This is a genomic window from Streptomyces sp. NBC_00670 (genome assembly GCF_036226765.1).
Lineage (GTDB): Bacteria > Actinomycetota > Actinomycetes > Streptomycetales > Streptomycetaceae > Streptomyces.
Genome location: NZ_CP109017.1, coordinates 3,237,067 through 3,263,337, shown reverse-complemented (window position 1 = coordinate 3,263,337; position 26,271 = coordinate 3,237,067). Strand labels below are relative to the sequence as shown.

General features: G+C 73.1%; 24 protein-coding genes and 1 pseudogene. 13 read left to right on the top strand and 12 right to left on the bottom strand.

All coding sequences use genetic code 11. The features are described from left to right. Positions 1–11: 11 nt before the first annotated feature. Positions 12–1,346: an ABC transporter substrate-binding protein gene (locus tag OIE12_RS14465; protein WP_329135396.1), complete on the bottom strand. Its 1,335-nt coding sequence runs from the start codon at positions 1,344–1,346 to the stop codon at positions 12–14. 117 nt (positions 1,347–1,463) lie between these two features. Here OIE12_RS14465 and OIE12_RS14460 point away from each other — a divergent pair, with 117 nt between their 5' ends. Together OIE12_RS14460 and purU are read left to right on the top strand one after the other, a co-directional pair. Next, positions 1,464–1,964: an SCO4402 family protein gene (locus OIE12_RS14460; protein WP_329135394.1), complete on the top strand. Its 501-nt coding sequence runs from the start codon at positions 1,464–1,466 to the stop codon at positions 1,962–1,964. Between the two features lie 115 nt (positions 1,965–2,079). Further along, positions 2,080–2,973: a formyltetrahydrofolate deformylase gene (gene purU, locus OIE12_RS14455; RefSeq protein WP_329135392.1), complete on the top strand. Its 894-nt coding sequence runs from the start codon at positions 2,080–2,082 to the stop codon at positions 2,971–2,973. A gap of 11 nt (positions 2,974–2,984) precedes the next feature. Here the strand turns inward: purU and OIE12_RS14450 are convergent, their stop codons facing one another. After that, a complete protein-coding gene (locus OIE12_RS14450) occupies positions 2,985–4,259 on the bottom strand; it encodes an MFS transporter (RefSeq protein ID WP_329141954.1) in 1,275 nt (424 codons plus the stop codon). A 185-nt stretch (positions 4,260–4,444) separates the two neighbouring features. Here OIE12_RS14450 and OIE12_RS14445 point away from each other — a divergent pair, with 185 nt between their 5' ends. Next, the gene (locus OIE12_RS14445; RefSeq protein WP_329135390.1) at positions 4,445–5,461 is read left to right on the top strand and encodes a GlxA family transcriptional regulator; all 1,017 of its coding nucleotides are present in this window, start codon (positions 4,445–4,447) and stop codon (positions 5,459–5,461) included. A 433-nt stretch (positions 5,462–5,894) separates the two neighbouring features. Here OIE12_RS14445 and OIE12_RS14440 read toward each other — a convergent pair whose 3' ends face one another. The 3 genes and pseudogenes from OIE12_RS14440 to OIE12_RS14430 form a co-directional block, all read right to left on the bottom strand. Continuing rightward, on the bottom strand, positions 5,895–6,392 hold the full coding sequence (locus tag OIE12_RS14440; RefSeq protein WP_329135388.1) for an ATP-binding protein: 498 nt from the start codon (positions 6,390–6,392) through the stop codon (positions 5,895–5,897). Between the two features lie 503 nt (positions 6,393–6,895). Then, positions 6,896–7,405 (bottom strand): annotated as a pseudogene (locus tag OIE12_RS14435) (EF-hand domain-containing protein); the annotation flags it as partial. Positions 7,406–7,594: 189 nt separating this feature from the next. Then, positions 7,595–7,969 (bottom strand): STAS domain-containing protein, encoded by a 375-nt coding sequence (locus OIE12_RS14430; RefSeq protein WP_329141952.1) that lies wholly within the window; start codon positions 7,967–7,969, stop codon positions 7,595–7,597. 394 nt (positions 7,970–8,363) lie between these two features. On the opposite strand from OIE12_RS14430, the gene OIE12_RS14425 reads away from it, so the two are divergent. Both OIE12_RS14425 and OIE12_RS14420 read left to right on the top strand, forming a co-directional pair. Beyond that, a complete protein-coding gene (locus OIE12_RS14425; RefSeq protein ID WP_329135386.1) occupies positions 8,364–8,990 on the top strand; it encodes a sigma-70 family RNA polymerase sigma factor in 627 nt (208 codons plus the stop codon). Further along, positions 8,987–10,255 carry a zf-HC2 domain-containing protein gene (locus OIE12_RS14420; RefSeq protein ID WP_329135384.1) on the top strand — a complete coding sequence of 423 codons (1,269 nt, stop codon included), beginning with the start codon at positions 8,987–8,989 and terminating at the stop codon, positions 10,253–10,255. The genes OIE12_RS14425 and OIE12_RS14420 overlap by 4 nt, the downstream gene beginning before the upstream one ends. A gap of 35 nt (positions 10,256–10,290) precedes the next feature. On the opposite strand, the gene OIE12_RS14415 is transcribed toward OIE12_RS14420, so the two are convergent. Continuing rightward, on the bottom strand, positions 10,291–11,064 hold the full coding sequence (locus OIE12_RS14415) for a helix-turn-helix domain-containing protein (RefSeq protein ID WP_329135382.1): 774 nt from the start codon (positions 11,062–11,064) through the stop codon (positions 10,291–10,293). Between the two features lie 321 nt (positions 11,065–11,385). Here OIE12_RS14415 and OIE12_RS14410 point away from each other — a divergent pair, with 321 nt between their 5' ends. After that, a complete protein-coding gene (locus OIE12_RS14410) occupies positions 11,386–11,886 on the top strand; it encodes a glycine-rich domain-containing protein (protein ID WP_329135380.1) in 501 nt (166 codons plus the stop codon). 141 nt (positions 11,887–12,027) lie between these two features. After that, entirely contained in the window at positions 12,028–12,591 is a 564-nt protein-coding gene (locus tag OIE12_RS14405) for a class I SAM-dependent methyltransferase (protein ID WP_329135378.1), read from the top strand. A gap of 69 nt (positions 12,592–12,660) precedes the next feature. On the opposite strand, the gene OIE12_RS14400 is transcribed toward OIE12_RS14405, so the two are convergent. Further along, positions 12,661–12,933 (bottom strand): hypothetical protein, encoded by a 273-nt coding sequence (locus OIE12_RS14400; protein ID WP_329135376.1) that lies wholly within the window; start codon positions 12,931–12,933, stop codon positions 12,661–12,663. Positions 12,934–13,173: 240 nt separating this feature from the next. On the opposite strand from OIE12_RS14400, the gene OIE12_RS14395 reads away from it, so the two are divergent. Beyond that, a complete protein-coding gene (locus OIE12_RS14395) occupies positions 13,174–13,416 on the top strand; it encodes a winged helix-turn-helix domain-containing protein (protein WP_329135374.1) in 243 nt (80 codons plus the stop codon). A gap of 20 nt (positions 13,417–13,436) precedes the next feature. Here the strand turns inward: OIE12_RS14395 and OIE12_RS14390 are convergent, their stop codons facing one another. Next, positions 13,437–14,636, bottom strand: a complete 1,200-nt coding sequence (locus OIE12_RS14390) for a flavin-containing monooxygenase (RefSeq protein WP_329135372.1) — start codon at positions 14,634–14,636, stop codon at positions 13,437–13,439. 145 nt (positions 14,637–14,781) lie between these two features. On the opposite strand from OIE12_RS14390, the gene OIE12_RS14385 reads away from it, so the two are divergent. Then, positions 14,782–15,402 carry a GNAT family N-acetyltransferase gene (locus tag OIE12_RS14385; protein WP_329135370.1) on the top strand — a complete coding sequence of 207 codons (621 nt, stop codon included), beginning with the start codon at positions 14,782–14,784 and terminating at the stop codon, positions 15,400–15,402. Positions 15,403–15,421: 19 nt separating this feature from the next. Here OIE12_RS14385 and OIE12_RS14380 read toward each other — a convergent pair whose 3' ends face one another. After that, positions 15,422–16,093 (bottom strand): pyridoxine/pyridoxamine 5'-phosphate oxidase, encoded by a 672-nt coding sequence (locus tag OIE12_RS14380; RefSeq protein WP_329135368.1) that lies wholly within the window; start codon positions 16,091–16,093, stop codon positions 15,422–15,424. Between the two features lie 70 nt (positions 16,094–16,163). On the opposite strand from OIE12_RS14380, the gene OIE12_RS14375 reads away from it, so the two are divergent. Continuing rightward, positions 16,164–17,516 (top strand): hypothetical protein, encoded by a 1,353-nt coding sequence (locus tag OIE12_RS14375; RefSeq protein ID WP_329135366.1) that lies wholly within the window; start codon positions 16,164–16,166, stop codon positions 17,514–17,516. A gap of 123 nt (positions 17,517–17,639) precedes the next feature. On the opposite strand, the gene OIE12_RS14370 is transcribed toward OIE12_RS14375, so the two are convergent. Further along, positions 17,640–18,287, bottom strand: a complete 648-nt coding sequence (locus OIE12_RS14370) for a TetR family transcriptional regulator (protein WP_329135364.1) — start codon at positions 18,285–18,287, stop codon at positions 17,640–17,642. A gap of 161 nt (positions 18,288–18,448) precedes the next feature. On the opposite strand from OIE12_RS14370, the gene OIE12_RS14365 reads away from it, so the two are divergent. From OIE12_RS14365 to OIE12_RS14355, 3 genes are all read left to right on the top strand, one after another. Next, positions 18,449–19,267, top strand: coding sequence for a VOC family protein (locus OIE12_RS14365; RefSeq protein WP_443053823.1), 819 nt, complete (start codon positions 18,449–18,451; stop codon positions 19,265–19,267). Positions 19,268–19,477: 210 nt separating this feature from the next. Beyond that, on the top strand, positions 19,478–21,844 hold the full coding sequence (locus OIE12_RS14360) for a serine/threonine-protein kinase (protein ID WP_329135362.1): 2,367 nt from the start codon (positions 19,478–19,480) through the stop codon (positions 21,842–21,844). A gap of 169 nt (positions 21,845–22,013) precedes the next feature. Next, positions 22,014–22,571 (top strand): hypothetical protein, encoded by a 558-nt coding sequence (locus tag OIE12_RS14355; protein ID WP_329135360.1) that lies wholly within the window; start codon positions 22,014–22,016, stop codon positions 22,569–22,571. Between the two features lie 169 nt (positions 22,572–22,740). Here the strand turns inward: OIE12_RS14355 and OIE12_RS14350 are convergent, their stop codons facing one another. After that, complete coding sequence (locus OIE12_RS14350; RefSeq protein ID WP_030380389.1) at positions 22,741–22,932, bottom strand: hypothetical protein; 192 nt, start codon at positions 22,930–22,932, stop codon at positions 22,741–22,743. A gap of 240 nt (positions 22,933–23,172) precedes the next feature. Continuing rightward, on the bottom strand, positions 23,173–26,124 hold the full coding sequence (locus tag OIE12_RS14345; RefSeq protein WP_329135358.1) for an AfsR/SARP family transcriptional regulator: 2,952 nt from the start codon (positions 26,122–26,124) through the stop codon (positions 23,173–23,175). Positions 26,125–26,271 lie beyond the last annotated feature (147 nt).

The window sequence follows — 26,271 nt, the reverse complement described above, 5'->3', positions numbered from 1 at the left end:
CGCCCAAGGCCCTACGACGACGTCGGTGTCTCCAGCGTCTTGGAGACGTTGACGAAGCCCTTGCGGGCCGAGACCAGCCGGCCCTCGCGCACCACCTGGTAGGTGACGTCCGAGTTGACCAGGCGGGGGTAGTCGATCACCGCCGCCAGGTCCTCGAAGCGCCAGCTCAGGGTGGGGGTGAGGCCGCCGGTGGTGACCTTCAGGCCGCCGTCCAGGGCGTGCTGCACCGCGCGGGCGGTCACCTCGCCGTCGCCGAGGGACCGTACGACCTGGCGGAGCGCGGTGTAGGCGAGCCAGGTGGTCTGCACGCCCGCGTCGGCGGCATCGATCCGGTTGTCGCCGAAGGCGTTGTCCTTGATGACCTTCTTCATGGTGTTCCAGCGGGCGTCGCTCGCCACCGGGTACCAACTCGTCGCGTACGCCCCCTCGTACGCGCCGGACGCCCCGCCGGCGGCGTCGACCACCGACTGGTCGACGCTGCCGAGGACGGAGGCCGTGCGGACCTCCGGGTAGTCCGCGCGGACCCGGCGGAAGGAGTCCACGAACGTGTCCGTGCGCTCGCCGAGCACCGGGACGACGCAGCCCTTGCCGGAGGCGCCCGTGGTTCCCCCGGTGCCGCCGGTGACCGTCTCCAGCGCCTGCTTCGCCTGGTCGTCGTACGCGGTGGCGCCCTCGGCGGCCCGTACGTCCGTCGCGGCGGCGTGCCCGGAGGCCTTCAGGCCCGCGTTGAAGGGCACGGCCAGTTCGTCGCCGGCGATCGTGTCGGGCCGTACCAGCGCCACCCGGCCGCAGCTGCGGCCCAGTTCCTCGCCGAGCCCGGCCAGCAGCGCGGGCTCGCCGCCGTTGACCGGGTACGACAGCGGGCTCTTGAACTCCTGCTTGGTCAGGCCGTAGCCGCCGAGGTAGGGGATGCCCGCCGACTCCAGCGGGCCGAGGAAGGAGTCGCTGTGCTGGCTGTAGGAGCCGACGACGGCGACGACGTGCTCGTCGGCCGCGCGGCGGGCGCACGCGGCGGCGTCCGCCGCGCTGTTGTGGTCGTTGCAGACCAGCACCTTCAGCGTGCGGCCGCCGAGGCCGCCGTGCGCGTTGACCCAGCGGGCGTAGGCCTGCGCCATCGCCGGCATGCCGGGCTTGTTGGTGGCGGAGGTGTCCTGGGGCGCCCAGGTCATGACGGTCACGGTGTCGCCCCCGCCGCCCATGACGCCGGGGACGGCACCGCAGCCGACGGCCACGGCCCCGCAGACGGCGAGCGCGCCCGCGGAGAGCAGGGCGGTCCGCACGGGGCGGGTGCGGCGGGAGCGGGGGATGCGGGGGGTGGTCGTGGACGTGCGTCGCCTGCCGGTCATGGGTCCGCACGATTCCGCCACACCGTCAACTGGGGAGTGAGCGAAGGGCAACACAGGGTGACGGGCAGGTGAATTACGGGGGCCGGTGATCACTCCGGCGGGCGGAACGTACGATCGATGACCGTGCAAGCTCCGGAGAACCCTTCCCGTCGCGGGCGTCGCTCGTCCACCATGGGCGCCATGCCCCTCAATGACATGCCGTGGTGGCGCTGGCGCAGCAACGTGCGTTCCGCGCTGCACATGCTTTCCGACCCGGCCTTCCAGCGGGACGTCTGGCTCGCGGGCACCGAAGGGTACGGGGACGTGACCGACGCCGTGTACCGGCTGGTGGAGGACACCTGGCTGGACAACTGGTCGGCCGAGAAGTACGTCGGGACGATCTTCCGCGACGCCCAGGAGGCGGCGCTGGTGGACACCGCGGTGCTGCGGGTGCTGCGGATCATGCACCAGGTCGGGCCCGACGCGCCGGTTTCCACGTACCTCGAGAACCCGTCCTGGCCGGACGCGGTGCGGGCGGCCCGGGAGGCCCACGTCCGGCTGGCGACGGCGGACGGGGAGGACCCGGAGACGCCGCCGCGCTCGCTGGAGGTGCTGCGGATCATGACGCGCTCGGCGTGAGCGGCGGCCGTGCCGGCGCGGCACGACCGGCCGGTGTGACCGGATCTGATCCACGGGGGTTCCGGCCCTTGGGACAGTTGTCCACCGCCGTCGGCCGTGTGCGACCCTGTGCTGCATGACTGAGCAGTCCACGCGAGACGCAGGTGCCGCCGCCGACGCCGGTGAGCAGTACGTCCTCACCCTCTCCTGCCCGGACAAGCAGGGCATCGTGCACGCGGTGTCCAGCTACCTCTTCATGACCGGCTGCAACATCGTGGACAGCCAGCAGTTCGGTGACCAGGACACGGGGCTGTTCTTCATGCGGGTCCACTTCTCCGCGGAGCCGTCCGTGACGTCTCAGAAGCTGCGGGCGAGCTTCGCCGCGATCGGCGACTCCTTCCAGATGGACTGGCAGATCCACCGGGCCGACGACCGGATGCGCGTCGTCCTCATGGTCAGCAGGTTCGGCCACTGCCTGAACGACCTGCTGTTCCGGGCGCGGACCGGGGCGCTGCCGGTCGAGATCGCGGCCGTCGTCTCCAACCACACGGACTTCGCCGAGCTGGTGGCGTCGTACGGGATCCCCTTCCACCACGTGCCGGTGAAGCGGGACACCAAGGCGGAGGCGGAGGCGCGGCTGCTGGAGATCGTGCGCGAGGCGGACGTCGAGCTGGTGGTGCTCGCCCGCTACATGCAGGTCCTCTCCGACGACCTGTGCAAGCAGCTGAGCGGGCGGATCATCAACATCCACCACTCCTTCCTGCCGAGCTTCAAGGGCGCGAAGCCGTACCACCAGGCGCACGCCCGGGGCGTGAAGCTGATCGGCGCGACGGCGCACTACGTCACGGCGGACCTGGACGAGGGCCCGATCATCGAGCAGGAGGTCGAGCGGGTGGGCCACGACGTGACCCCGGACCAGCTGGTCGCGATCGGCCGTGACGTGGAGTGCCAGGCACTGGCCCGCGCGGTCAAGTGGCACGCCGAACGCCGCATCCTCCTCAACGGCCACCGCACGGTGATCTTCGCGTAGCCCCGCACCTCCTACGCGGGCACCGCGAGTCCCGGGCGCCGTTCGCCGCGGATGCGGCGGATGGTCAGGGACATCAGGGCCGCCACCGCGCACAGCGCGCCCGCCGCGTACCAGACCACGTCGTACGAACCCGTCAGGTCGCGGACCACGCCGCCCGCGTAGGCGACGGCCGCCGCGCCCACCTGGTGGGAGGCCAGCACCCAGCCGAAGACGATCGCGCTGTCCTCGCCGTACTGCTCGCGGCACAGGGCCAGCGTCGGCGGTACCGTCGCCACCCAGTCCAGGCCGTAGAAGACGATGAAGAACACCATCGGCGGGTGCACCGACGGGCCGAGCAGCACCGGCAGGAACATCAGCGACACGCCCCGCAGCGCGTAGTAGAGCGCCAGCAGGCGGCGCGGTTCGAGGCGGTCGGTGAACCAGCCGGAGGCGATCGTGCCGAGTACGTCGAAGACCCCGATGACCGCGAGCAGCGAGGCCGCCGCCGTGATCGGCATGCCGTGGTCGTGCGCGGCCGGCACGAAGTGCGTCTGGACCAGGCCGTTGGTCGTGGCGCCGCAGATCGCGAACGTCCCGGCCAGCAGCCAGAAGGGGCCGGTGCGGACGGCGGACGCCAGCACGCCCACCGTGCGCCGGGCGGCGCCCCGTACGGGCTCCGGCTTCGGCACGAACTCGGCGGCCCCGTACGGCGCCTGGCCGATGTCGGCCGGGTGGTCGCGCAGCAGCAACCAGACGAAGGGGACCACCGCGAGCGCGGCGAGGGCGACCGTCACGGCGGCCGGCCGCCAGTCGTGCGTCTCGACGATCCAGGACAGCACCGGCAGGAACACCAGTTGCCCGGAGGCGGACGCGGCGGTCAGGATGCCGGTCACCAGCCCGCGCCGGGCGGTGAACCAGCGGTTGGTGACGGTCGCGGCGAAGGCCAGTGCCATCGAACCGGTGCCGAGCCCGACCAGCAGCCCCCAGCAGAGCAGCAGTTGCCAGGCGGCGGTCATCCACACGGTGGCGCCCGAGCCGACGGCGATGACCACCAGCGCGCCCGCGACGATCCGGCGGATGCCGAAGCGGTCCATGAGCGCGGCGGCGAACGGCGCGGTCACCCCGTAGAGCGCGAGGTTGATCGAGACGGCGGCGCCGATCGTGCCGCGCGACCAGCCGAACTCGTCGTGCAGCGGGTCGATGAGCAGCCCCGGCAGCGACCGGAAGGCGGCCGCGCCGACGATCGTGACGAAGGTGACGGCGGCCACGAACCAGGCCCGGTGCACCCGCGTCCGGCGTACGGGCAGACGGGCCTCTTCCGGGGCTTTTCCGAGGGCGTCTCCGGCTTCGGCAGTGTCTCCGGTTTCGACGGTGTCTCCGGCTTCGGTGGCTTCGGCGGTGTTGTCGGCTGTCTGGCTCACGTCACAGAGCTTCCGTGAGCCGGCCGTCCCGAACGAGTGGCCCGAAAGCCAGCATTCGCTAGGATCGGGCCATGGCCACCGTCGGCACGCCCTTCCGCCCGCACCGTGTCGCCGTCCTCGCCCTGGACGGACTGCTCCCCTTCGAACTGGGCATCCCGCAGCGCATCTTCCGGCGCGCGCGGGACGCCGAGGGCCGGCATCTGTACGACGTGCTCACCTGCTCGGTCCGGCCGCCCGGCCCGGTCGCCACCGACGCCGACTTCGACCTCCTCGTCGCCCACGGCCCCGAGGCGCTGGCCACCGCCGACACCGTGGTCGTGCCCGCCTCCTACGAGCTGGGCCCGGTGCACGAGGAGGGCAGGCTCACCCCCGAACTGGCCGCCGCCCTCGCGCACATCCGGCCCGGCACCCGGCTCGTCGCCATCTGCACCGGCGGCTACGTGCTGGCCGCCGCCGGCTACCTGGACGGCCGGCCGGCGACCACGCACTGGGCCTCGGCCGAGCACTTCCAGCGGCTCTTCCCCAAGGTCCGGGTCGACGCCGACGTGCTGTTCGTCGACGACGGCGACGTGCTCACCTCCGCCGGGGTCGCGGCCGGCATCGACCTGTGCCTGCACCTGCTGCGGCGGGACCACGGCACGGCCGTCGCCAACGAGGTCGCGCGGCACACGGTCGTACCGCCCTACCGGGACGGCGGGCAGGCGCAGTACATCCAGCGGCCGCTGCCCCAGCCGCAGCAGGCGGGCACGGCGGCGGCGCGCGCGTGGGCGCTCGGCCGGCTGCACGAGCCGATCCAGCTGCGGGACATGGCGGAGCGGGAGTCGATGTCGGTGCGGACCTTCACGCGGCGGTTCCGCGAGGAGGCTGGGATCAGCCCGGGGCAGTGGCTGACGCGGCAACGGGTGGAACGCGCACGGTACTTGCTGGAGTCCAGCGATCTGTCCATCGACCGGATCGCCCGGGACGCGGGCTTCGGCACGGCCCAGTCGATGCGCCAGCACCTGCAGACGGTCCTCGGGGTGACCCCGACGGCGTACCGCAGAACGTTCCGGACGGGCGGGGCCGACGGGGCGGACACCGCGGCGTAGGCCTGTACTGCCTGTACTGCCTGTACTGCCCGTGCGGTGGCGCGAAGTTGTCCACAGGGTGTGGACAACGCGTCGGCATCCCCCGTACGGTCCGGCCGGCGGCGCGCTGCCGGCCGCCCCGAGCACGGGACCGCGCGCCGCCGCACACGATCCGCACTCGCCGAGGTCCTCCGTCACCGGAATCCTCGCCGTCCCCTCGCCGCGAATCGCTCACCACAAGCGTGATCAAACGGACACCGATCGTCAACACCCCTTGCGCGAATGGTCCGTTATGTGCCTTTCATGATTCCGCGTACGGGAGCACGTCCCGGCGCATCCGGCTCCGGTTCGCGGCACGGGAGGGCGCCCGTGCGGTCGCATGCCCAGGCGCGCGCGTCCCGGGAGCGCCCCCGGGGAGCGCCGTACGCCGCTCCTGGACCGGCCCGCAGAGCGTCTAGACCGCCTCGTAGGCGAAGCCTCCGTGCGTCGCGGCCGTCCCGCCCGGGTTCCTGGGGCCGCCCGCGGGGTCCCCGGCCGTCGCACGGTCCATCTCGCACCAGATGCGCTTGCCGGTGCCCTCGGGGGTCCAGCCCCAGCGGTCCGCGAGGCCGTCGACGAGGGCGAGGCCGCGGCCGCCGGTGGCGTCGCCGTCGGCGTGTCTCGGCTCCGGCGCCCGGTCGCAGGAGTCGGCCACCTCCAGCCGTACCGTCCCGGCCGGCCCGCCGGCGGCGTCCTCGCACACGCCCGTCAGCAGCAGCCGCAGCACGGCCGGACACCCGGTGTGCACGACGGCGTTGGTGACGAGTTCGGAGACGAGCAGCACCAGCGTCTCGGCGACGGGCTCGTCGGCACTTATGCCCGACCCCGCGAGCCGCGAACGGGCCCACTTCCGGGCCCGCCCCACCTCAGCGGGGTCGGGCCGGATCTCCAGCTGCACTTGAAGCACCTGCACCGCTCACACCATCCGAACCGGCGGACACATCGCCTCGCGCCCCATGGGCGCCACGGTCGTGGTCATCCTCTGCACGCACGGAACCGGGATCACGGACCGTGATTCCCTTGCACGGCAGCATGGTTGACGTACAGTCACCTCAACAAGCGCTTCGGGCATATTCCAGCGCGAAGGAGTACGCGTACGGCATACTGTGCGACGCCTGCTCCGGTGAGTCGAACAAGCAACGGCGACGGTCCGCCCTGCCCTGCGAGCGGCGTACATCGCGCGATCCGGCGCCGTCCGCGGCGCCGCACCACGACGGCTCGGCCTGTGCACCACTCGCATCCACCACAAGGTACCGGAGAGACCCGCCGACGACGGTCCGTGACGGGTCGGAGGTGTGAGACGGCCCCGTGCCTACGCTCCGTCACCACATCCGGCGCGTGCCGCGGAACCGGTCATTCCGCCCCGGCCTCCGCCCCGGCCTCCGGCCCGGCTTCCGTCCCGGGTTCCGGGCCGGACTCCGGGACGGTGAAGTAGCGCGCGAAGGCCGTGACGACGTCCGGTTCGGCGATGCGGCCGTCCGTGTCGGGGTCCAGCGCCGGCGCGGCCGTCGCGGCCACGGGCTCCGGGACGCCGAGCGCCCTCAGCACTCGTACGGTCTCCTCGACCGTCACCGCGCCGTCCCCGTCGCCGTCCGCCACCGCGAACGCCGCGTGCAGGAAGGGGCGGGCGATCTCGGCGAACCGCTCGGGGTTGTCCCGCAGTCGCTTGACGGCGCCGCCGACGAACTCCTCGCGCGTGATGCGCTGGTCGCCGTCCCGGTCCGCCATCCCCGCCATGCCCTGCCAGAACGCCTCGGCCCCGGCGTAGAGGGCCTGGCCCTTGTCGCAGCGGGCCGTGGTGCCGAACTCGGCGAGCAGCGCCTTGGCCGCCGCGTTGAAGTCCTCGCGGTCGATCCAGCCGTTGCCGTCCTGGTCGAAGCCGGCGAACCGGGCCGCGATCCTGCGCTCGTACTCGGTGCTGACCATGTGTTCTGCGCCGCCTCACATGACGTCGGGTCCTTCTCGCCCGGAGCGTACGACGCCGGGGCGGCCCGGGGAGCGGGAAAACCACGCTTGTGCCAGGACCGGGGGAATTCCGCGACAACTCTGGGGAAAACCCGCACACGCGTGTGACGCGCGCCACCGGGCGTGGCGGTGGTGGCCGGGCCTGTCCTCTCAGGCCGAGAGCGGATCGGCGTCCTCCGTGACGGCGACGGCGACGTCCGGGTACACGTCGAACAGACGGCGCACGCCGAGCGCGGCGAGGACCCGGTTGACGTGGGAGCCCTCCTCCGTGCCGTGCGCGGGCAGGATCAGCCGCAGTCGTCCCCGGCAGGAGCGGATCAGACGGCGGGCGGCGATGAGTACGCCGACGCCGCTGGAGTCGCAGAAGAAGACCCCGGAGAGGTCGAGGACGAGCCGGTGGCGGCCGTCCGCCACCACGTCGTGCACGCGCCCGCGCAGCGCCGGCGCACTCACCAGGTCGAGTTCGCCCGACACACGGAGCACGGCCCACTCGCCGTGCCCGGCCTCCGTCACCGTGAGCGCCACCGCCAACGCCTCTCGCTCGCCCGCCCGTCCACTGACCGCCAAGGCGGCCGCCCCGGTCCACACCCCAACCGGAACCCGCCCCTACGTTTTTCGTCGGCGCGCCTTCCCCACCGCCTCACCATGAAACACCTGTTCTCGATCCAATGCCTGTGGTATATGAGCCATTCCAAACAAGTTCGGTCGAGTACGGTCATCTTTGGGCAGAGTTGATCTAGGTCGGCTCCAACGGACGGTCCTGCGGGCGGGCCCCCTACCATCCGTGGTCGGCCGGGGGGCGCGCATTGTCACAAAGGGGCGTGCGCCGTCGGACGTGCCGACTACATTCGAGAAGGCCTTGGGCACAGGCTGGACCAGGACAGGGCCGCGGACCGCACCGGGGAGGGGGCGCAACCGGATGGCGACGAAGGACGCACCACCCCGCTGGGACCGGCGGATGCAGCAGCGGCTGGCGCACGGCGAGGCGGCGGCGCTCGGCGAGCTCTACGACCGGTTCGCCTCCCTCGTGCACGGGCTGGCCCACCGCGTCCTCGGCGACGACCGCGCCGCGGACGCCCTCACGCGCGAGGTGTTCGTCCACCTCTGGGAGCACCCGGAGACGTACGACCCCAAGCAGGGGCCGCTGCGCTCCTGGGTCGCGGCGGTGACCCACCGGCTCGCGGTGCAGCGGCTGCGGGCGGGCGGGAACCGCGCCGGTGCGGAGCCGGACCCGGAGCAGGACCCGGAACTGGAGCGGACCGTGCGGCACGCGTCCGTCGCCGCTCGCGCCGACTACATCGTCACGTCGCTGCCCGCCCCGCTGAAGGCGGCGCTGGAGCGGGCGTACTTCCAGCGCCGTGACTACCGCCAGACCGCCGCCGACCTCGGTATCACGGAGGACGAGGCGCGCCGCCGGCTCCGGCTCGGCCTGCAACTGCTGGCCACGGCGCACGACGCGGGCGGCCCGGGCGCGCCGGCCGGCCCCGGCTTCCTCGAGGGCCCCGGCGGCCCCGGCGGCCTTCCGGAACCCGGGGGTCCGGTGTGAACGGCGGACCGGGGAACCCCGAGGAGTCGCGGGCGCACGGCGACGGACGGGACGGCGCGCCGCGCATCCCGCCGCCGCGCACGTCCGTCGAGGACGGCGACCGCCCGCTGCCGCCGGCACCGCGACCGCCCGCCGTGCCCGTCCTGGAGCACCGGGTGCTGATGTCGCTGCTCGGCGCCTGGGCGCTGGCCGCCTGCTCGCCGGAGGAGACGGCGGCCGTGGAGGAGCACCTCGGCGACTGCGGCGCCTGCGCCGAGGAGGCGCTGCGGCTGCGGGACGCCGTCGGGCTGCTCCACCCGCCCGAGAGCCTCGACCTCGACCCCGGGCTGCGCACCCGCGTCCTGGACACCTGCCTCGAACGCCGCCGGCCGCGCATCCCGGTGCCCGGCTGGGCGGCGCCGTACGACGCGGAGACGGCGCGCCTCGACGCGCTGCTGCAGGACATCGGCGACGCGGAGTGGCACGCGCCGGTGCGGCTGCGCTGGTTCGACGGGCAGGCACCGGCCACCCGCCGCACGACGGTCGCCGGCGTCCTCACCCATCTGCGGTGCGTCGACGGACTGGTGGCGGCGGCGCTCGGCCTGGAGGACCCGCTCGCGGAGACCAGCACGGACAAGGAAGCGACGACCGGTTCCCCCACCGGGCGGACGGAGGCGTACTGGAACGCCGCACGGGTGCCGCCGACCCGGGCCGTGCGCGGGCCCTGGCGGGAGCAGAGCCACGCCGTCGTGCGCACGGCCGCGTTCGCGGGCGGCAGCAGCGGCGAACTCGCCGTCTCCTACGGCGACTTCACGCTGCCGCTGCGGGACGCTCTGCTGGACCGCGCCTTCGAGTGCTGGGTGCACGCGGACGACATCGCGGAGGCCGTCGACTACCCGTACGAGCCGCCCGCGCCCCGGCATCTGCACGGCATGATCGACCTGGCCGCCCGGATGCTGCCGCTGTCACTCGCCGCACGGCGCCAGGCGGGACTGGCGGAACCGGCGCCACGCGGACGCCACCTGGTGGCGGCGGGCGCGCCGGGCCGGAGCCTGCGGCTGGAGATCGAGGGGCTGGGCGGCGGCGAGTGGCTGATCCCCCTCGACTCCCCCGGCGCGGCGGCGTCCCTGGACCACACGGTGGCCCACATCGCCCTGGACGGCATCGAGTTCTGCCGCCTGGCCGCGGGCCACGTCCCCCCGGCCGAGGCCGCCGCCGGCCACTCGGGCGACCGCACGGCCATCCAGGAGGTCCTGCTGGCGACGGCGTCGCTGAGCCGGCTGTAGTCAGGAGACGTGGCCTTGGCGGCCGCACGTCGAGCTCACTGTGGTACGGCTGAGTATCGCTCGATGCTCGCGCGTGCTGTCGATCGGTCGAGTAGGCGCAGCTCCCACGGGCCCGTGTTCACGTCGAAGTCCTTGCCGAACCCGACCCATTTGCCCGCCATGCGCCGGCCCGTCGGTTCGATCAACAGCTGGATCGCACCGTGGTACCGGGCGCCCTGGTAGTACCCGTCGGCCGCTGTCTGTTCGGTCCACGTGCCGGTGACGATGTTCCGGTCAACGGTGAGGTCCAGGGACAACGGGCTGTCCGGGTTGGTCGACGCTCCGGGCAGGCTCTGAGCCGTCAGCCGGTTACCGTGCTGGACAATCACGACGTGATGCTTGCAGTCGAACGTCTCGTCACGACTGGACGAGTAGAACTCGTAATGGGACAGCCAGATGCCCGTGTACTCGCTCTGCGGCTCCGACTCCGGGCGCGTGGCAGCGTCGGCCGTGCCGACTTCTCCAGCCTGCATGTCGTGGCCTCCTGCCCCGTCCGAGTGGACGCGCGCCATCGGGATCGCGAACCCCAGTGACTCCGGGGTACGGCCGGTGAACTGCTTCAGTGCCCGCGCATACAGCGGGCGGCATGTCCTGGTCTCTCCGGACTCCCAGCGTTGCACGAGTCGCTTGGAGGCGTCGTTCGGCTCTCCCAACTCCTCGCCTGCGCCACGTAAGCCCCGGGCGAACTCGTCTTGGCTGAGGTTCATCGACTTGCGCACAGAAGTCAGCACGTCATTCGGGATGCGCTCCCGCTCGGCCGGAGTCGTCATGATCCGAGGGTAGTCACGTCACGCCTGCAATGACACCGGTTTGACGCCCTTGGGGTGACACCGACATGACGCCCGAGGGGCGCCTTGAACGTCGCCGCGATGGCCGCGACCAATCCGGAACATGGTCGCCATGTCCATCCGTATCAGCGCTTACACGGTGAGAGCCGACGGCACGCAGACCAGGCCACGGACCCTGTACGAGGGTGAGGGCGGGGAACCTCTCGCCACTGGCCTCATGCCGCCGTGCCTGTGCCTCAAGTGCAGGAGCGGGCGACATGACCGGAGTACCACGGACCCCCAATTACGTGGAGGCAAGCCAGCATGAGTACGGCAGTAGTGATCCGCGACCCGAAGGCGTACGTCACCCCGGACGTGTGGGAGCGGGAGGTAGCCCTCCTCCTCCGCAACCCGGAGAACACGCGCGAACTCGCAGAGGCCAAGTTCGGACAGGCCATCGCCTACCTGGTCACGTGCGGCGAGAACCCGGACCTGCTCATGGGCCCGTCCAAGCAGGTGGACGAGGCATGGCACTCGTTCATGCTCGACTCGATCCCGTACCACCACTTCACCAGCCGGCACTTCGGCCGGTACATCCACCACGTACCGGAACTTCCGGGGACGGCGGCTGGTGCCCAGTGCGTCAGCGACGACAAGGCGACGCTGGACGGCCACGACCTCAAGACCGGCGGCCCGCTCGTCCTGGAACAGACGATCGAGGCCATCAAGGCGGCCGGGTTCCAGATCGACCCCCATCTGTGGGGCATGGAGGACGCAGCCGACTGCAACCAGTGCCACGCCGGGTGCCACGACTCGCCCAAGTAGTAGTGAGTGGCAGGTGAGTTGGGGCCTACCTTCGTACGTTGGGGGTGGGCCCCTCCTGCCGGAAAGGATCACTGCATGTCGTTGTCTGAGTCCTGGGACAGGTATGCGGTCGCGACCAAGCCACGCCGAACTGTGAACGCCATGGGCGATACGACCTGGCTGAACTGGACTCAGTACGCCGATCACGGACCGAACGAGAGCGTTCTGGGCCCCGTGGCCGGACGCCGGGTACTGGAACTCGGCTCGGGGAGCGGCAGCAACCTCGCGCACCTCGTGACGCTCGGCGCGTCAGGTTTGGGGGTAGACATCGCCCCCGCCCGCGAGCCGGTCGCGCGGGAGCGCTGGGGTGGCCTGCCGGGCATCGAGTTCCGTACGGCGGAGGCGACTGAGTTCCTGCACGAGACGGACGAGACCTTCGACGTCGTGCTCTCGATCTTCGGGGCCGTGTGGTTCGTCGACCCGGACATCCTGCTCCCGCTGATCCGCTCGCGCATGGCGCCCGGCGGCATCCTGGCCTTCTCGCACCTGCCTCCCGGCAGCCAGGAACCCCAGTCCGGCCGAGCCGGGGTGCGGTACGACCGCACCCCGGACGAGTGGGAACGCGCCCTGACGACGCACGGCTTCTCCGATGTGCGCGTGACGCTGATCGATCCGCCGGAGGGCAGGAGCGAGGGCACGATGCTCGCCCGTGCCCTGGCGGCCTGACCTCTGTTGCCGCGCGCCTTCGGCCGGAAGCCGCCTCGGCCGGAGGCGGCTTCCGGCTCCGGGCCGGTTTCAGTCGTCCGCTGCCGCGAGCCGTTCGCCGCGCAGTTCGGCGACGTTCACCGCGTCCGCCAGGCACTCCGCCGTTCGACGCAGCATGACCCAACTCTCGTCCGCCGTGAGGTGCGGTCCGGCGAGGACTTCGCGCACCAGCCCCAGGACGACGGCCGCGGATTGGAGCAAGTCGTTCTCGATGGCGTCGCTCATCGCCGCCACCATTCCGCCGGGCTGACAGAAGCCCGTGCGCCCGTCCGCACCCGGCAGCATGCGGCGAAGGCCACTCATGCCGACACTCCCATGGTTGTGCGGTGCGGTGCGCGGTGCCTTCCCCTGCCGGGGTCGAGCCCGCGAAGAAGTGCGCGCAGTAGGGTCGTCATCAGCCGGAGTTCCCTTCCGGTCAGCCCCAGGTGCCGGACCTTGCCCGTCCGCCCTGGGGTGTTTGCGTTTCCTGGGTTCACCATACCCGTAGTTATCCACGGTTATCCACGGATGCGTGGGAACCCGTGGTCACCCACGCTTGGCGGCATGGAGCTTGATCGCACACGTCCGCTGTGGCGGCAGATCGCGGCGGAGATCATCCGGCGGATCGAGGACGGGACCTATCCGCCGGGGAGCCGTGTGCCGTCCACGCTGGAGATCGCCCGGGAGTTCGACGTCGTCAACGCGACGGCGGCGAAGGCCATGCGGCATGTGCGTGAGGAGGGGTGGACGCGTGGGGAGGTCGGGCTGGGGACCTTCGTCGTGGATGCGTTGCCGGGGGCCGAGTAGAGGGTGGGGAGCGCCCCGGCTCACTTCCCCGTCCGTACCCCCCGCGCCACCGCCCGCGCGATCCGTTCCGCGTCCCGGGCCAGCTCCCGCAGCATGCCGCTGATCGGGTTCGTGTAGCCCGTGAAGTACAGGCCGGGGGCGGTCTGCGGGGTGCGGGCGCCGCTCACCACAGGGCGGCCGCGACCGTCCAGCACGCCGAGGTGGCCCAGCAGGGGTTGCAGGCCGCGGGCGTAGCCCGTTGCCGCGATGACCGTGTCCGGTTCGATGCGGGTGCCGTCGGTGAGCAGGACGCCGTCCGCGTCGAAGGACTCGACCGCCGCGACGATCTCGACCTTCCCCGTGCGGACCGCGTCGATGATTCCGACGTCCTGGACCGGGATCGCGCCCTGCTTCACCCTGCTGTACAGGCCCGTGTCCGGACGCGGCAAGCCCCGCGAGGACAGGTCGGGCACGCTGATCCGGCACATCACCTCGGACATCCGGTCCACCAGCCGCACCGGCAGCCGCCGCACCAGCACCGCGCTGTACTGCGCGGCCCACCCCGCCGTGGACCGGCGCACGATGTGCGGCACCGTCCGCACCGCCAGCCGCACCCGCCGCGCACCGCCCTCGACCAGGTCCACCGCGATCTCCGCCCCGGTGTTGCCGGCGCCGACGACGAGCACGTCACGTCCGGCGTACGGCTTCGCCGAGCGGTAGCTCCCGGCGTGCAGGAACTCGCCGGTCCAGTCGGCCCGGCCGGGCCACTCCGGCACGTACGGCGTGTGGTTGAAGCCGGTCGCGACCACCACCGCGCGCCCGGTCAGCTCACGCCCGCCGGACGCGCGCAGCAGCCAGCCGGCGCCGTCCGGCGCGGGCTCCACCCGGGAGACCTCGACCCCGGTGACGATCTCCAGCTCGTGGTACTCCGCGTACTTCTCCAGGTAGCGGACCACGTCGTCGCGCGCCACCCAGCGCCCGAAGGACCGCGGCATCGCCAGGCCGGGCAGCGCCGACAGCCGCCGCGTGGTGTGCAGATGGAGCCGGTCGTAGTGGCCCCGCCAGGACGAGCCGACCCGGTCGGACCTCTCCAGCACCACCGCCCGTACTCCCTGCGCGCGCAGCGCCTGCGCCGCGGCGAGGCCGCCCGGGCCGCCGCCGATCACGTAGACGGGACGGTCCTCCTGGCTCGGCACCGCGCGCGGCCCGGAAGAAGCGGAGGAAGCAGTCGAGTCGGCCATGCATGCGAGCGTAATGACGCCCCGGCTTGATGGGTATCGGTCAAGACCGGAATCGGTTGCGAAACGATCACGGGTGGGGGGCGGGCAAGCCGGAGGACCGCTTCCCGGACGTGTCACCTCGCGCCGTACGGGTTTCAATGGGCGGATGCCCTCTGTCGACGCACACGTCCCGCCCCGGCCCGGTGACCCCGCCCCCTCCTTCCCCGACCTGCGCGGCCACGGGCTGCGCCTGCGGCCCTGGGACCCCGGCTCCGACACCGACGCCGAGGCCTGGCTGCGCGGCCAGACCGATCCGGAGTTCCGGCGCTGGAACACCCCGCTGCGCCCGGTCCGGGACATCGACGGCGCCCGGGAGTCGATGCGGGCGCGGGCGGAGAGCGTGGCCAAGGGGACGAGCGTCGCGTTCTGCGTCACCGACGCGGACAGCGGTACGGCGCTGGGGCACATCGGTTTCAACGAGATAGACCCCGTCGTGCGCTGCGGCCGCATCGGCTACTGGGTGCTGCCCGAGGCGCGCGGGCGCGGGGTCGCCACCCGGGCGCTCGCCCTGGCCGCGCGCTGGGCGATCACCGACCTCGAACTGCACCGTCTCGAACTCGGCCACGCCCTGGGGCACGAGGTGTCCTGCAAGGTCGCCGAGCGGTGCGGCTTCCGTTACGAGGGGACGCTGCGGGACGCGATGTTCGAGGCGGAGCGGCACGACGCCTTCCGCGACGTCCATCTGCACGCCCGCCTCGCCACCGATCCGGAGCCCGTACTGGGCTGACCGGTGCCCGCGCCCCGGGTCACGGCCACAGCAGCTCCCGCGCCCAGGGCGCCGCCCCCGCCCCGCGCCGGTAGCGCAGGCGGACGTGGCGGCGGCGCGGGTCGCCCTGGAAGAACTCGGCCTCCACCGGGGCCAGCCGGTAGAGGGTCCAGGTGGGGGCCGGGGCCTCCGGCTCCGCGGCGGCCCGCTCCCAGGCCGTGTCCGAGCGCGCCGCCAGCTCGTCCAGGGAGTCCAGTACCTCGCTCTGCCGGCCCACCAGCGCGGCCGCCAGCGCGCCCGTCGAACGGGCGTGCAGATCGGCCGCGCCCTCGGCGGCGGGGACCCGCGTCACCGGGCCGCGCAGCCGGACCTGGCGGCCCAGCGCGGGCCAGTAGAAGCCGAGCGCCGCCTGCGGGCGGGCGGCGAGCTGACGGCCCTTGCGGCTGGTGTCGTGCGTGCCGAACGACCAGCCGGCCGCGTCCGCGCCGTGCAGCATCACCGTGCGGACGTCCGGCAGCCCCTCCTCGTCCACCGTCGCCAACGACACCGTGTGCGGCTCCGGCTGACCCGCCGCCACCGCCTCCGCGAACCACGCGGTGAACAGCGCGAGCGGTTCGCCGGGCGCCCCGGCCGGGTCGAACCGCCTCAGTTCGGTGACCTCCGGGTCCCACACCCGCAACGATCTCAGCAACGCCTGAAGGTCTTCGGTCATACGTCGAGTATCACTGGGACGAACAGCGGGGGACCCGGTGACGGGCGAGGGCGACGGCGAGGGAGACGTGGTGGCGACGAGGGCGTGGCGTACGGCGGGTGTGGCGCTGGGCGGGTCACTGCTCCTGGCGGGCGGGGTCACCGGCTGCGCGGCGGCGGACACCGACCGCGGCCCCACCACGTTCGTGAGCGCCCCCGACCTGTTCTATCTGCGCCCGTACGGCGACAAGGCCGGCGCGGCCAACCGCACCCCCTTCCACGTCTCGGCCCGCGACGCCGAGTCCCACGACCCCTACGGCACGTACGGCCACCGGCTCACCGTGGACGCGAGCGACGCGGGCGGTGCCGTACGGCTGAAGATCACCGGGATGAGCCACAGCGGGCCGCGCTGCTCCGGGAGCGCGCGGCGGGTGGTGTGCCGGGTGGACGCCGAGTACGACAGCTGGTCGGCGCTCGACCGCGTCCGCCCCGTCGCCGCCAAGGGCAGCGAGCCGGGGGAGGGCGGGGTCGTGCGGTTCACCTTCACCACCGAGGACGGCACGAAGCACACCACCCGCACCCGTGTGGTCGTCGGCGAACCGGTGGTGCAGGTGCGCAAGTCCGCGCCCTACGAGGACGTCTCGCCGGGCGGGGACCTCACCGCCGCCCTCGTGGTGCGCAACACCGGGGAGGTGCCCGTGCGCGGACTGGGGGTGAAGCTGAGCGCGGGCGAGTTCGAACTGCGGCGCCGGTACGCCAACTGCCGCTATCCGGCGCAGTACCACGCCCACGTGGCCCTCTGCGAGCTGCCCGACGTGCGGATCGAGCCCGGCGAGACGGTCACGCTCGGCCCGGCGCTGCGGCTGCGGGCCTCGGACACCGCGATGAGCGCGTCGTTCAGCCGTGCGGTGTGGCCGCTGGACGTGGGACCGGACAAGAACGAGACGGTGCCGGACGGGGGCGAGAAGGGCGAAGGGCCGCGTCTGGAGGCCGTGCGGACACCGAAGGCGGGCGGTGCGTTCGCGCAGGGGACGGTCTCGACGGCAGTGACGCTGGACACGACGTCCGACTTCCGGGTCGAGGCGGTGCGGACGGACGTCGGCAAGGGGCGGAAGATCCACCTCACGGTGCACGACGACGGGCCCAGCGACCCGGGCTCCGGGGTGCGGCTGGTGTTCACGCCGCCGCCGGGGGCGGTCGTCCGCGAGCAGCCCATGGAGGCGCTCGACGAGGACTACTACGAGCCGTACTGCGAGCGGGAGCGGGGCACGTACGTGTGCGAGGTGGGCAGCCTGCGACCGGGGAAGAGCCGCACCTTCGACTTCACGCTCGACCTGGACCGGGCGGGGGAGGGCACGGTGGCGCTGCGGCCGGGGAAGACGGCCCTCGACCGACGCGATCCGCGGCCGGGGAACGACACGGCGAGGATCACGGTGGAGCGCTGAGCCGCCGGTTGCCCGGGCGACCTCGGCGGTCGTCCGTCCGGCCGTCCGCATGACAGGACTCGGACGTCCGGACGGTGCTGCCGGGCGGGGTGTTGCCGCTCTTGGTCCCGCCTTGCCCGCGTCCTACTTCGTCGGCTTCTTGCCGGTGACGCCCAGGTAGACCAACAGGGCGAGGTTGGGCCGCAGTTCGGCGGCCTTGATGCCGAAGGACTGGGGGCCCTTCTGGTGCGAGGCGACCGCCGCGAGCATCGTCACGATCGAGCCGGCCATCGCCGCGGGGCTGACGTCCTTGTCGACGCGGCCCTTGGACTGGAGTTCGGCAATCGCTTCCGAGAGCGAGCCGTGCAGCGTGTTGAGGGTCTTCGATCTGATCTTGTGGAAACGTTTATCCCCTTCCGCGGCACCGAGCTCCACCACCCGGAGGATGGCGTCGTTTTTGCGCCAGAAGTCGAGGAAGCCGTCGACGAATTCCTGGGCGGTTCCCCAGCCGGAGCGGCCCACCCAGGAGCGTCCCTCGACCAGCTCGCCCAGCACCGCGCTCTCGCCGGCCATACGCTCGGCGATCTCCAGGACGGCGCCTTCGACGTCCGGAAAGTACTGGTAGAAGGTCGCGGGTGACGTGCCCGCCTTCCGTGCGACGTCGATGACCTTGACGTCCCGGTAGGGCGAGGAACTGAGCATCTCACCGAGGCAGTCGAGCAGTTTCTGCCGCGTCGCCTGCCCGCGCCGACCGGCCACGCGGCCGTCGACGGTACGCACTTGTCCTGTCATGTCGTCAGCTTACCGAGGGGTGATCGGAGCGCGATTCGGCCGACTGCAAATGGGGAGTGCGGTCCTCGCGACCCCCTTTTTCCGGGCTCGCGCGGCCGGGTGGGAGCCGCCCCGGAGCAACCCCGCGCGCGAGCCGGCGCCCACGCGGCTACGTTCACCACATGGCCGAAAACCCGCCCCCCACCGACGACAGGGACACCGCCGCGGAGGCGCCGGACACGGGGGCGCCCGACAACGACGAGGCCGGCACCGACGCGCGGGACGCCGAGGCCGGTCCCGCCTTCGCCGAAGGCGTTCCCTGCTGGATCGAAGTGCAGCTCTCCGACGTGGAGGCCGGGCGGCGGTTCTACGGGGAGCTCTTCGGGTGGAGCTTCGAGGCGGCCCCCGACGGCGCGGTGTGGGCCTGCCGGGACGGTGACTCCGTCGCCGCGCTCGTGCCCAAGGGGGACGGGCGGATGCCGACCGTGTGGACCGTGTACTTCGCCGCCCCCGACCTCTCCGCCCTCACCGGGCGCGTCCGCTCGGCCGGCGGCCAGGTGATCACCGGGCCGAGCGCGGTGGACACGCTCGGCGTCATGGCGCTCGTCGCCGACCCCGAGGGAGCCGTCTTCGGGCTCTGGCAGCCCGGCACGCACGCCGGGTTCGCCCGCCGGCACGAGCCCGGCACGTTCACCTGGGCCGAGCTGTACACCCGGGACACCGGCGCCGCGAACGACTTCTACGCCGGCCTCTTCCACGACGCCCTGTTCGGCCCCGGCGCCGCCCCCGACTTCGGCCGGGCCGCCGTCGCCGACGTGTTCCCGCCCGAGATGCCGCCGCACTTCCTCGTCCACTTCGGCGTCGGCGACGTGGAGAAGACGCTCGCCGGCGTCCACCGTCTGGGCGGCCGCACCCAGGCCGGCCCGTTCGGGACGTCGTACGGCACGGTGGCGGTCGTCACGGACAATCAGGGCGCCTCCTTCGCCCTGCTGGAACGGTAGGGCGCCCCCCGACGTTCACCGGACGCGCCCGCGGGGCCGCGCCCGGCCCTTTTGTCCGACAACACCCCGTTCCGCCCGCGGGTTCGCCTCAGGGGCTCCGGACAGGAAGAATCGGGGTGCGTGCCGCCATGGCGGTGCGGTGGTGAGACGCTGCACGGGGTCGCGTACTGGACGAGGGTCACGCGGGCCGTACGGGGAGGTGGCAGGCAAGTGGTGGATCAGCTGACGCAGCACGATCCGCGGCGTATCGGGCCGTTCGAGGTACTCGGACGGCTGGGCGCGGGCGGCATGGGGCTGGTCTATCTCGCGCGCTCGGCGTCCGGGCGCCGCGTGGCGATCAAGACGGTGCGCACGGAGCTGGCCGAGGACCAGCTCTTCCGCGTGCGCTTCACCCGCGAGGTGGAGGCGGCCCGCGCGGTCTCCGGCTTCTACACGGCCGCCGTGGTCGACGCCGACCCGCGCGCCGCGGTGCCCTGGCTGGCCACCGCGTACGTGCCGGCGCCCTCGCTCGAGGAGATAGTGAACGACTGCGGGCCGCTGCCCGCCCAGGCGGTGCGCTGGCTGGCCGCCGGTGTCGCCGAGGCGCTCCAGTCGATCCACGGCGCCGGACTGGTCCACCGCGACCTGAAGCCGTCGAACGTCCTCGTCGTCGAGGACGGCCCCCGGGTCATCGACTTCGGCATCGCCTCCGGCGTTTCGAACACACGTTTGACGATGACGAACGTCGCCGTCGGCACCCCCGCCTACATGTCGCCCGAGCAGGCCAAGGACTCCCGCAGCGTCACCGGCGCGAGCGACGTCTTCTCGCTCGGCTCGATGCTGGTCTTCGCCGCCACCGGCCACCCGCCCTTCCACGGCGCCAACCCGGTCGAGACGGTCTTCATGCTGCTGCGCGAGGGCCCGGACCTGTCCGGGCTCCCCGACGAGCTGCGCCCGCTCATCGAGTCCTGCATGCGGATGGAGCCCACCGCCCGCCCCAACCCCGCCGACCTCCAGGCCCAGCTCGCGCCCCATCTGTTCGGCGCGGGCACCGACGACAGCGGCACGGCCTCGGCGTGGCTCCCGGAGTCGGCCGTCGGCCTGATAGAGACCCGGCGCGGCGGACGGACGACGGTACGGCCCCCGGCACCGCCCGCCCCGCGCGGCGGACCGGCCGCCCCCGTGGTGCCGCCCCCGCCCTCGCACGACCCGGTGCCCATGCCGCTGCCGGCGACCGCCCCCGGCCCCGGACCCGGCGGTGCGCCCGACACCGGTCCGGTGCGGCTCGCGGGCGTCCCGGTGCCGATCGGGCCCGGGCCCCGTGTCGCCGACATGCGCGCCACCGCGATCAAGCCGCTGCCGCCGGAGTCCGCGCTCACCGCCAGCTGGTCCAGGCCGCGCCCCGGCGTCAACGGCGCCGACCCGGCCCCGACGGCCGCCCCGCCCGCCCCGCCGGAGGCCGCGCCCGCCGGCTGGCGGCCCTGGCGTTTCCGCATGTCCAACGACGTGTGGGGCACCCCCTCCGTCGCCGGCGACCTCGTCTACGTCACCTCCTTCGAGGTGCACGCGCTCGACGTCGCCACCGGCCGCCGCCGCTTCAAGACGCGCGACGTCGCCTGGTCGATGACGGTCGCCGACGGCCGCATCCACGCCTCCGACGGGCCGACGCTCGTCGCGCTCGACGCCCGCGAGGGCGGCGACCTGTGGCGGGTCTCCACCGACGCCTGGGTCTACTCGCTCCAGGCCGACCGCGGCACGGTCGTCACCGGCACCCGCGGCGGCGGCGTCCAGGCGTGGGAGGCGTCCACCGGGCAGAAGCTGTGGGAGCTGGCCGGCGCCCAGACCGACTTCGAGGCCCCCGAGGCGGGCCCCGCCGTCCACGACGGCACGGTGTACGTCTGGAAGGACGCCCGGCTGCGCGCCCTCGAGGCCCGTACGGGCGAGGAGCGCTGGTCGTACCCGATCGGCGACGCCGCGTCCTGCGGGGGAGTGCCGGTACGGCTCACCCACGCATCCGACGGCTTCGTGTACGTCTCGGCCGGCACGCGTGTCATGGCCATCGACGTGGCCGGCGGGCATGTGCGCTGGCACTTCGAGGCGCCCGCGGTCTTCCTGTGCCCGCCGGTGTTCGTGCCCGGACCGGCGGTCATCGGCGGCGGCGTCTACCTCGCCGACTACCTCGGCACGGTCTACGCCCTCGACGCCACCGACGGCCGCGACCGCTGGCGGATCGCCACGGAGGCGCGGGCCTCGATCGAGCCCGTGCTGGTGGCCGGCGGCCATGTGCACGTCGGCAGCGGCAAGGGGCTCTACACGCTGGACGCGGTGACCGGCACGCCGAAGTGGCGGTTCCAGGCGGGCGGCGACATCGTGGGCGCGCCGGTGGTCGCGGAGGGCCGCGTCCACTTCGGCTCCACGGACCACCTGCTGTACACGCTCAAGGCCGACGACGGCCGGCTGCGGTGGAAGCTGGCGACGGGCGGGGAGATCACGGGGTCGCCGGTGGTGCGGGACGGGGTGGTGTACGCGTGCAGCAAGGACCGGTGCGTGTACGCGTTGGACGCGGAGAAGGGGACCGGTACGGCGCGTACGGGGTGACGTGCCGTCGGCTGGGGTGGGTTTGACGTGCCGTCGGCTGGGGGCGCCTCATAGCTCGGGGGTGTGCCCAGGTGCGCGGGTGCGGGTGTGTTGTGGTTGATCGCGCCCGCGCGGCGGAGCCGCACAATGTCACTGTCCCGCGCCCCTTACAAGCGCCTAGGGTGGCCCCATGCGTATACGGGGGACCACACTCAGGCTGACCGCTGTCTCGACGCTCGTCGTTCTCGCCCTGACCGGCTTTTCGAGCCGGGGGCACGGTGGGCACGGGCACGGCGGAAGCGGCGGCGGTTGCAGCAGCTCCAGTCAGGATCACGACAGCAGCTACCACAGCAGCGACGACGACAGCGACGACTCGTACGGCGGCAGTTCCGGTGGGTACCGGGACCGGGACCCGTACGACGACAACGACGACGACTACTACGGCGACGGCAGCGGCAGCAGCACGGCGTCCGCCCTCGACGACGCCACCGTGGAACTGGTCGACTGCGCGACCACGAGCAGGCCGTACACCAAGGTCCGGGTGACCAACCCCAACGGTACGAAGGGCACGTTCACCGTCACCGTCGTCTTCAAGGCCGACCTGGACTACGAACTCGACACCGTGCGCAAGGACGTCGAGGTGCCGGCCAACGGCACGGTCACCGCGAAGGTGCGACCCAGCGACGACTCCTTCGCCGCCGAGATCGAGGAGTGCGACCCCGAACCGCAGGCGTCGGAAGCCTCCTGACCCACCGCCTGACCCACCGTCCCGCGGACACACCTCGGCCCCGGCGTCTCCCCAGACGCCGGGGCCGATCCCCGTGTGGGCCCTCCCCGTGGGGCCCTGTTGTGCCCGGCCGCGGTGGCGCTCCCCCCCGCGCCCGCCGCGGCCGGTCCCCCGTGCGGGAGAGGTCCGGTCAGACCGGCTCGTCCGTGGCGTGGACGTTGTCCGTCGACGCCTCGCCGGTGTCGCCGAGCTTCGCCGGCTCGATCGTGGCGTGGACGTTCTTCGCGGCCACGGGCTCGCCCGTCGCGTGCACGTTGCCCTGCGGCTCGGCGACCGGCTCGCCGGTGGCGTGGACGTTGTCCGTGGTGTTCTCGTCGCTCATCTCGAGTTCCTCCCCTGAATCTTCCGGAACGACCTTGCGGTGGAGGGCGGGATCCGCCCGGCAACTCCCCCGTGGACTGCCGGACGGCTCCCGCCTGGCCGGTTCACCATGAGTGCCCGGCCACTCGCCGGTCCGCCTGCCCCCCGACGCGACGGCTCGACATGTCGAGAGTGCCGTACGGCGATAAACGAACGATGAACGTCCGCAGCCGGCCCCCGCCGGACCCGGCGGACGCCCCGCTCACGCGACCGACGCCGGGTTCAGCAGCGTCCGCACCTCGTCCGCCTCCGGCGCGCCCAGCGCCTCGAACAGGTCCAGCGCCTCGCGCCAGCAGACCTGGGCGCGGCCGTGCTGCCCTATGCCGTGCAGCGCGCGTCCGAGGGCGGTCAGGACGTTGCCGCGCCGCCAGTCGCCGCCGATGCCGCGCAGCAGCGTCAGCGCCATCTCGGCGTTCGAGGCGGCCTGGGCGGGACGGCGGGCGGTGAGGTCGAGTTCGGCGAGCCGGAAAAGGGTCATGCCCTCCCACAGCCGCTGCCGGGAGTCCCGGAAGACCAGCAGCGCCTGCTGGAGGCAGTCCGTCGCCTCCACCAGCTTGCCGCTCGCGGTGAGCGCGAGGCCCAGCGCGTAGCGGCCGTTGGCGCCCTTGAGGGCGTGTCCCATGTCGTCGTACATCGCCGTGCCCTGGCGGGCCAGCGCGACCGCGCTGCCGGTGCGGCCGGTGGCCAGGTGGATGCGGGAGAGGTTGCACAGGGCGCTCGCCTCGCCGGGCCGGTCGCCGAGCGCGCGGAAGCTCTCGATGGCGCGGGTGAAGTGCTCCTCGCCGTCGTCGTGGCGGTTCTGGTAGAGCGCGACGACGCCGCTGATGTTCGACGACCAGCAGCAGGTGAGCGGGTCCCCGGCGGCCTCGGCCAGCTCGGTGGCGCGCCGGGCCTCCTCCACCGCCACGTCGAAGCGGCTGCCGGAGATGTGGTGGACGAACGCCAGCGCGGTCAGCGCCCGGGCCTGGGTGCGCGCGTCCCGGGTCTCCTCGGCGACGTCCCGCAGCAGCGCGGCGACCGCATTGTACTCGCGGGAGTTGGCGCCCGACTCGGCCAGGTCGACCGCCGCCCACAGCACGTCGGCGGCGCGGCGCAGGGTGCCGGGGCGCGCGGACTGCCGTACGCAGGCCAGCAGGCAGACGGCCTCCGCGTACAGCCAGTCCTGCGCCGCGTGCCGGTCGGAGAAGGTCAGCCCCGGGTAGGCGGCCCGCTCCAGGTGGTCCACGAGCCGGTCCCCGGGCCGCTCGATGGCGTACCCGCCCGCGACCGTGGCCAGGTAGAAGTCGAGCAGCCGGGAGAGCGCGGCGGCCCGCTCGCCCGGCGTGTGCTCGTCGCGTTCGGCGCAGGAACGCGCGTAGAGCCGTACGAGGTCGTGGTAGCGGTAGCGGCCGGGCGCGGCCGACTCCAGCAGGGACATGTCGACGAGGGACTCCAGCAGGTCCTCCGTCTCGTCAACCGGCAGGTCCAGTACGGCGGCCGCGGCGGCGAGCGAGATGTCCGGGCCGTCGGCCAGGCCGAGCAGCCGGAACGCACGGGCCTGCGCGGGCTCCAGGGCGCCGTAGCCGAGTTCGAAGGTGGCCTTGACGGCGAGGTCGCCGGCGCGCAGTTCGTCCAGCCGGCGGCGCTCGTCGGCCAGCTTGGCGGCCAGCACCGACACCGTCCAGGTACGGCGGGCGGCCAGCCGGGAGGCGGCGATGCGGATGGCGAGCGGCAGGAAGCCGCAGGCGGCGACGACGTCGAGCGCGGCCTCCCGCTCGCCGGCCGCCCGCTCCTCGCCGACGATCCGGGTGAAGAGCTGGAGCGCCTCCTCGGGGGACATCACGTCCAGGTCGACCAGGTGCGCCCCGGCCAGGTCGACCATGCGGATGCGGGAGGTGATCAGCGCCGCGCACCCCTCGGTGCCGGGCAGCAGCGGGCGGACCTGGGCGGCGTCGCGGGCGTTGTCCAGGAGGACGAGGACGCGGCGGCCGTCCAGCAGCGAGCGGTACAGCGCGGCCCGTTCGTCGAGCGAGTCGGGGATCGCGGAGTCGGCGGTGCCGAGCGCGCGCAGGAAGGAGCCGAGGACGGTCTCCGGTTCGGCGGCGCGGGGGCCGGCGCCCTGGAGGTCGACGTAGAGCTGGCCGTCGGGGAACGCGGCGCGGGCCTGGTGCGCCACGTGCACGGCGAGGGTGGTCTTGCCGACGCCGCCGATGCCGGCCAGCGCGGAGACGGCCATCACCCGGCCGTTGCCCTCGGCGGAGGCGAGCACCTCGCCCAGTTCGGTGACGAACGACGAGCGGCCGGTGAAGTCCGGGACGGTCGCCGGGAGTTGGGCGGGCCGTACGGGGGCGGCGGCCGGTTCCTGGGCGGGCGCGGGGGGTTCGGCGAGGGCGGGGTCGGCGCGCAGGATGCGCTGCTGGAGCTCGCGTAGGTCCGGGCGGGGGTCGACGCCGAGTTCCTCCGCGAGGAGGCGCCGGGTGTCGGCGTAGACCGCGAGGGCCTCGGCCTGCCGGCCGCTGCGGTACAGCGCCAGCATCAGCAGCTCGCGCAGCCGTTCGCGCAGCGGGTGGGTGGCGGTCAGCGCGGTGAGCTCGGAGACGGCCTCGCCGTGGTGGCCCTGCTCCAGGTCCATGTCGAGCCGGGACTCCAGGTGCTGCAGCCGCCACTCCTCCAGGCGGGTGCGCTGGGTCTCGGCGTACGGGCCCGGGACGTGCGCGAGCGATTCGCCGTCCCACAGGGCCAGCGCCTCGTCGAGCAGTGCGCGGGCCCGGGCCAGGTCACCGGAGGAGCGCGCCTTCTCGGCGTCGGCGACGAGTTCCTGGGCGCGCAGCAGGTCCAGCTCGTCGCCCTCGGCCAGTCTGAGCGCGTAGCCGCCGGACTCGCTGTGCAGCACCCCGGAGCCGAGCGTCTTGCGCAGCCGGGAGGCGTAGGTGCGAATGGTGGCCAGGGCGCGGGAGGGCGGTTCGTCGCCCCACAGGGCGTCGATCAGCTCGGACGCGGTCGCCGTACGGCCCTCGCGCAGCAGCAGCGCGGCGAGCTGGGCGCGCTGCTGGGGCGAGCCGGTGGGCAGCGGTTCGTCGCCGCGCCAGGCACGCACCGGGCCGAGCACGCCGAAGCGCAGCGCCGCCGCCCGCTCGGCCCGCCCCTGCTCCGGCACCCGCGGTCCACCGTCCATCGCCGCCTCCGCCCCCCTGCGCCACCGACATCATGTCAACGAGGCAAGTCTGCCTTGTCCTTGGCGAATGCGTCAGCCGTGCGAGACCGCGATCACAGGCCGCCGTGCGGCATACCACCGAACCCGCACACGCTCCCCACACGTTCG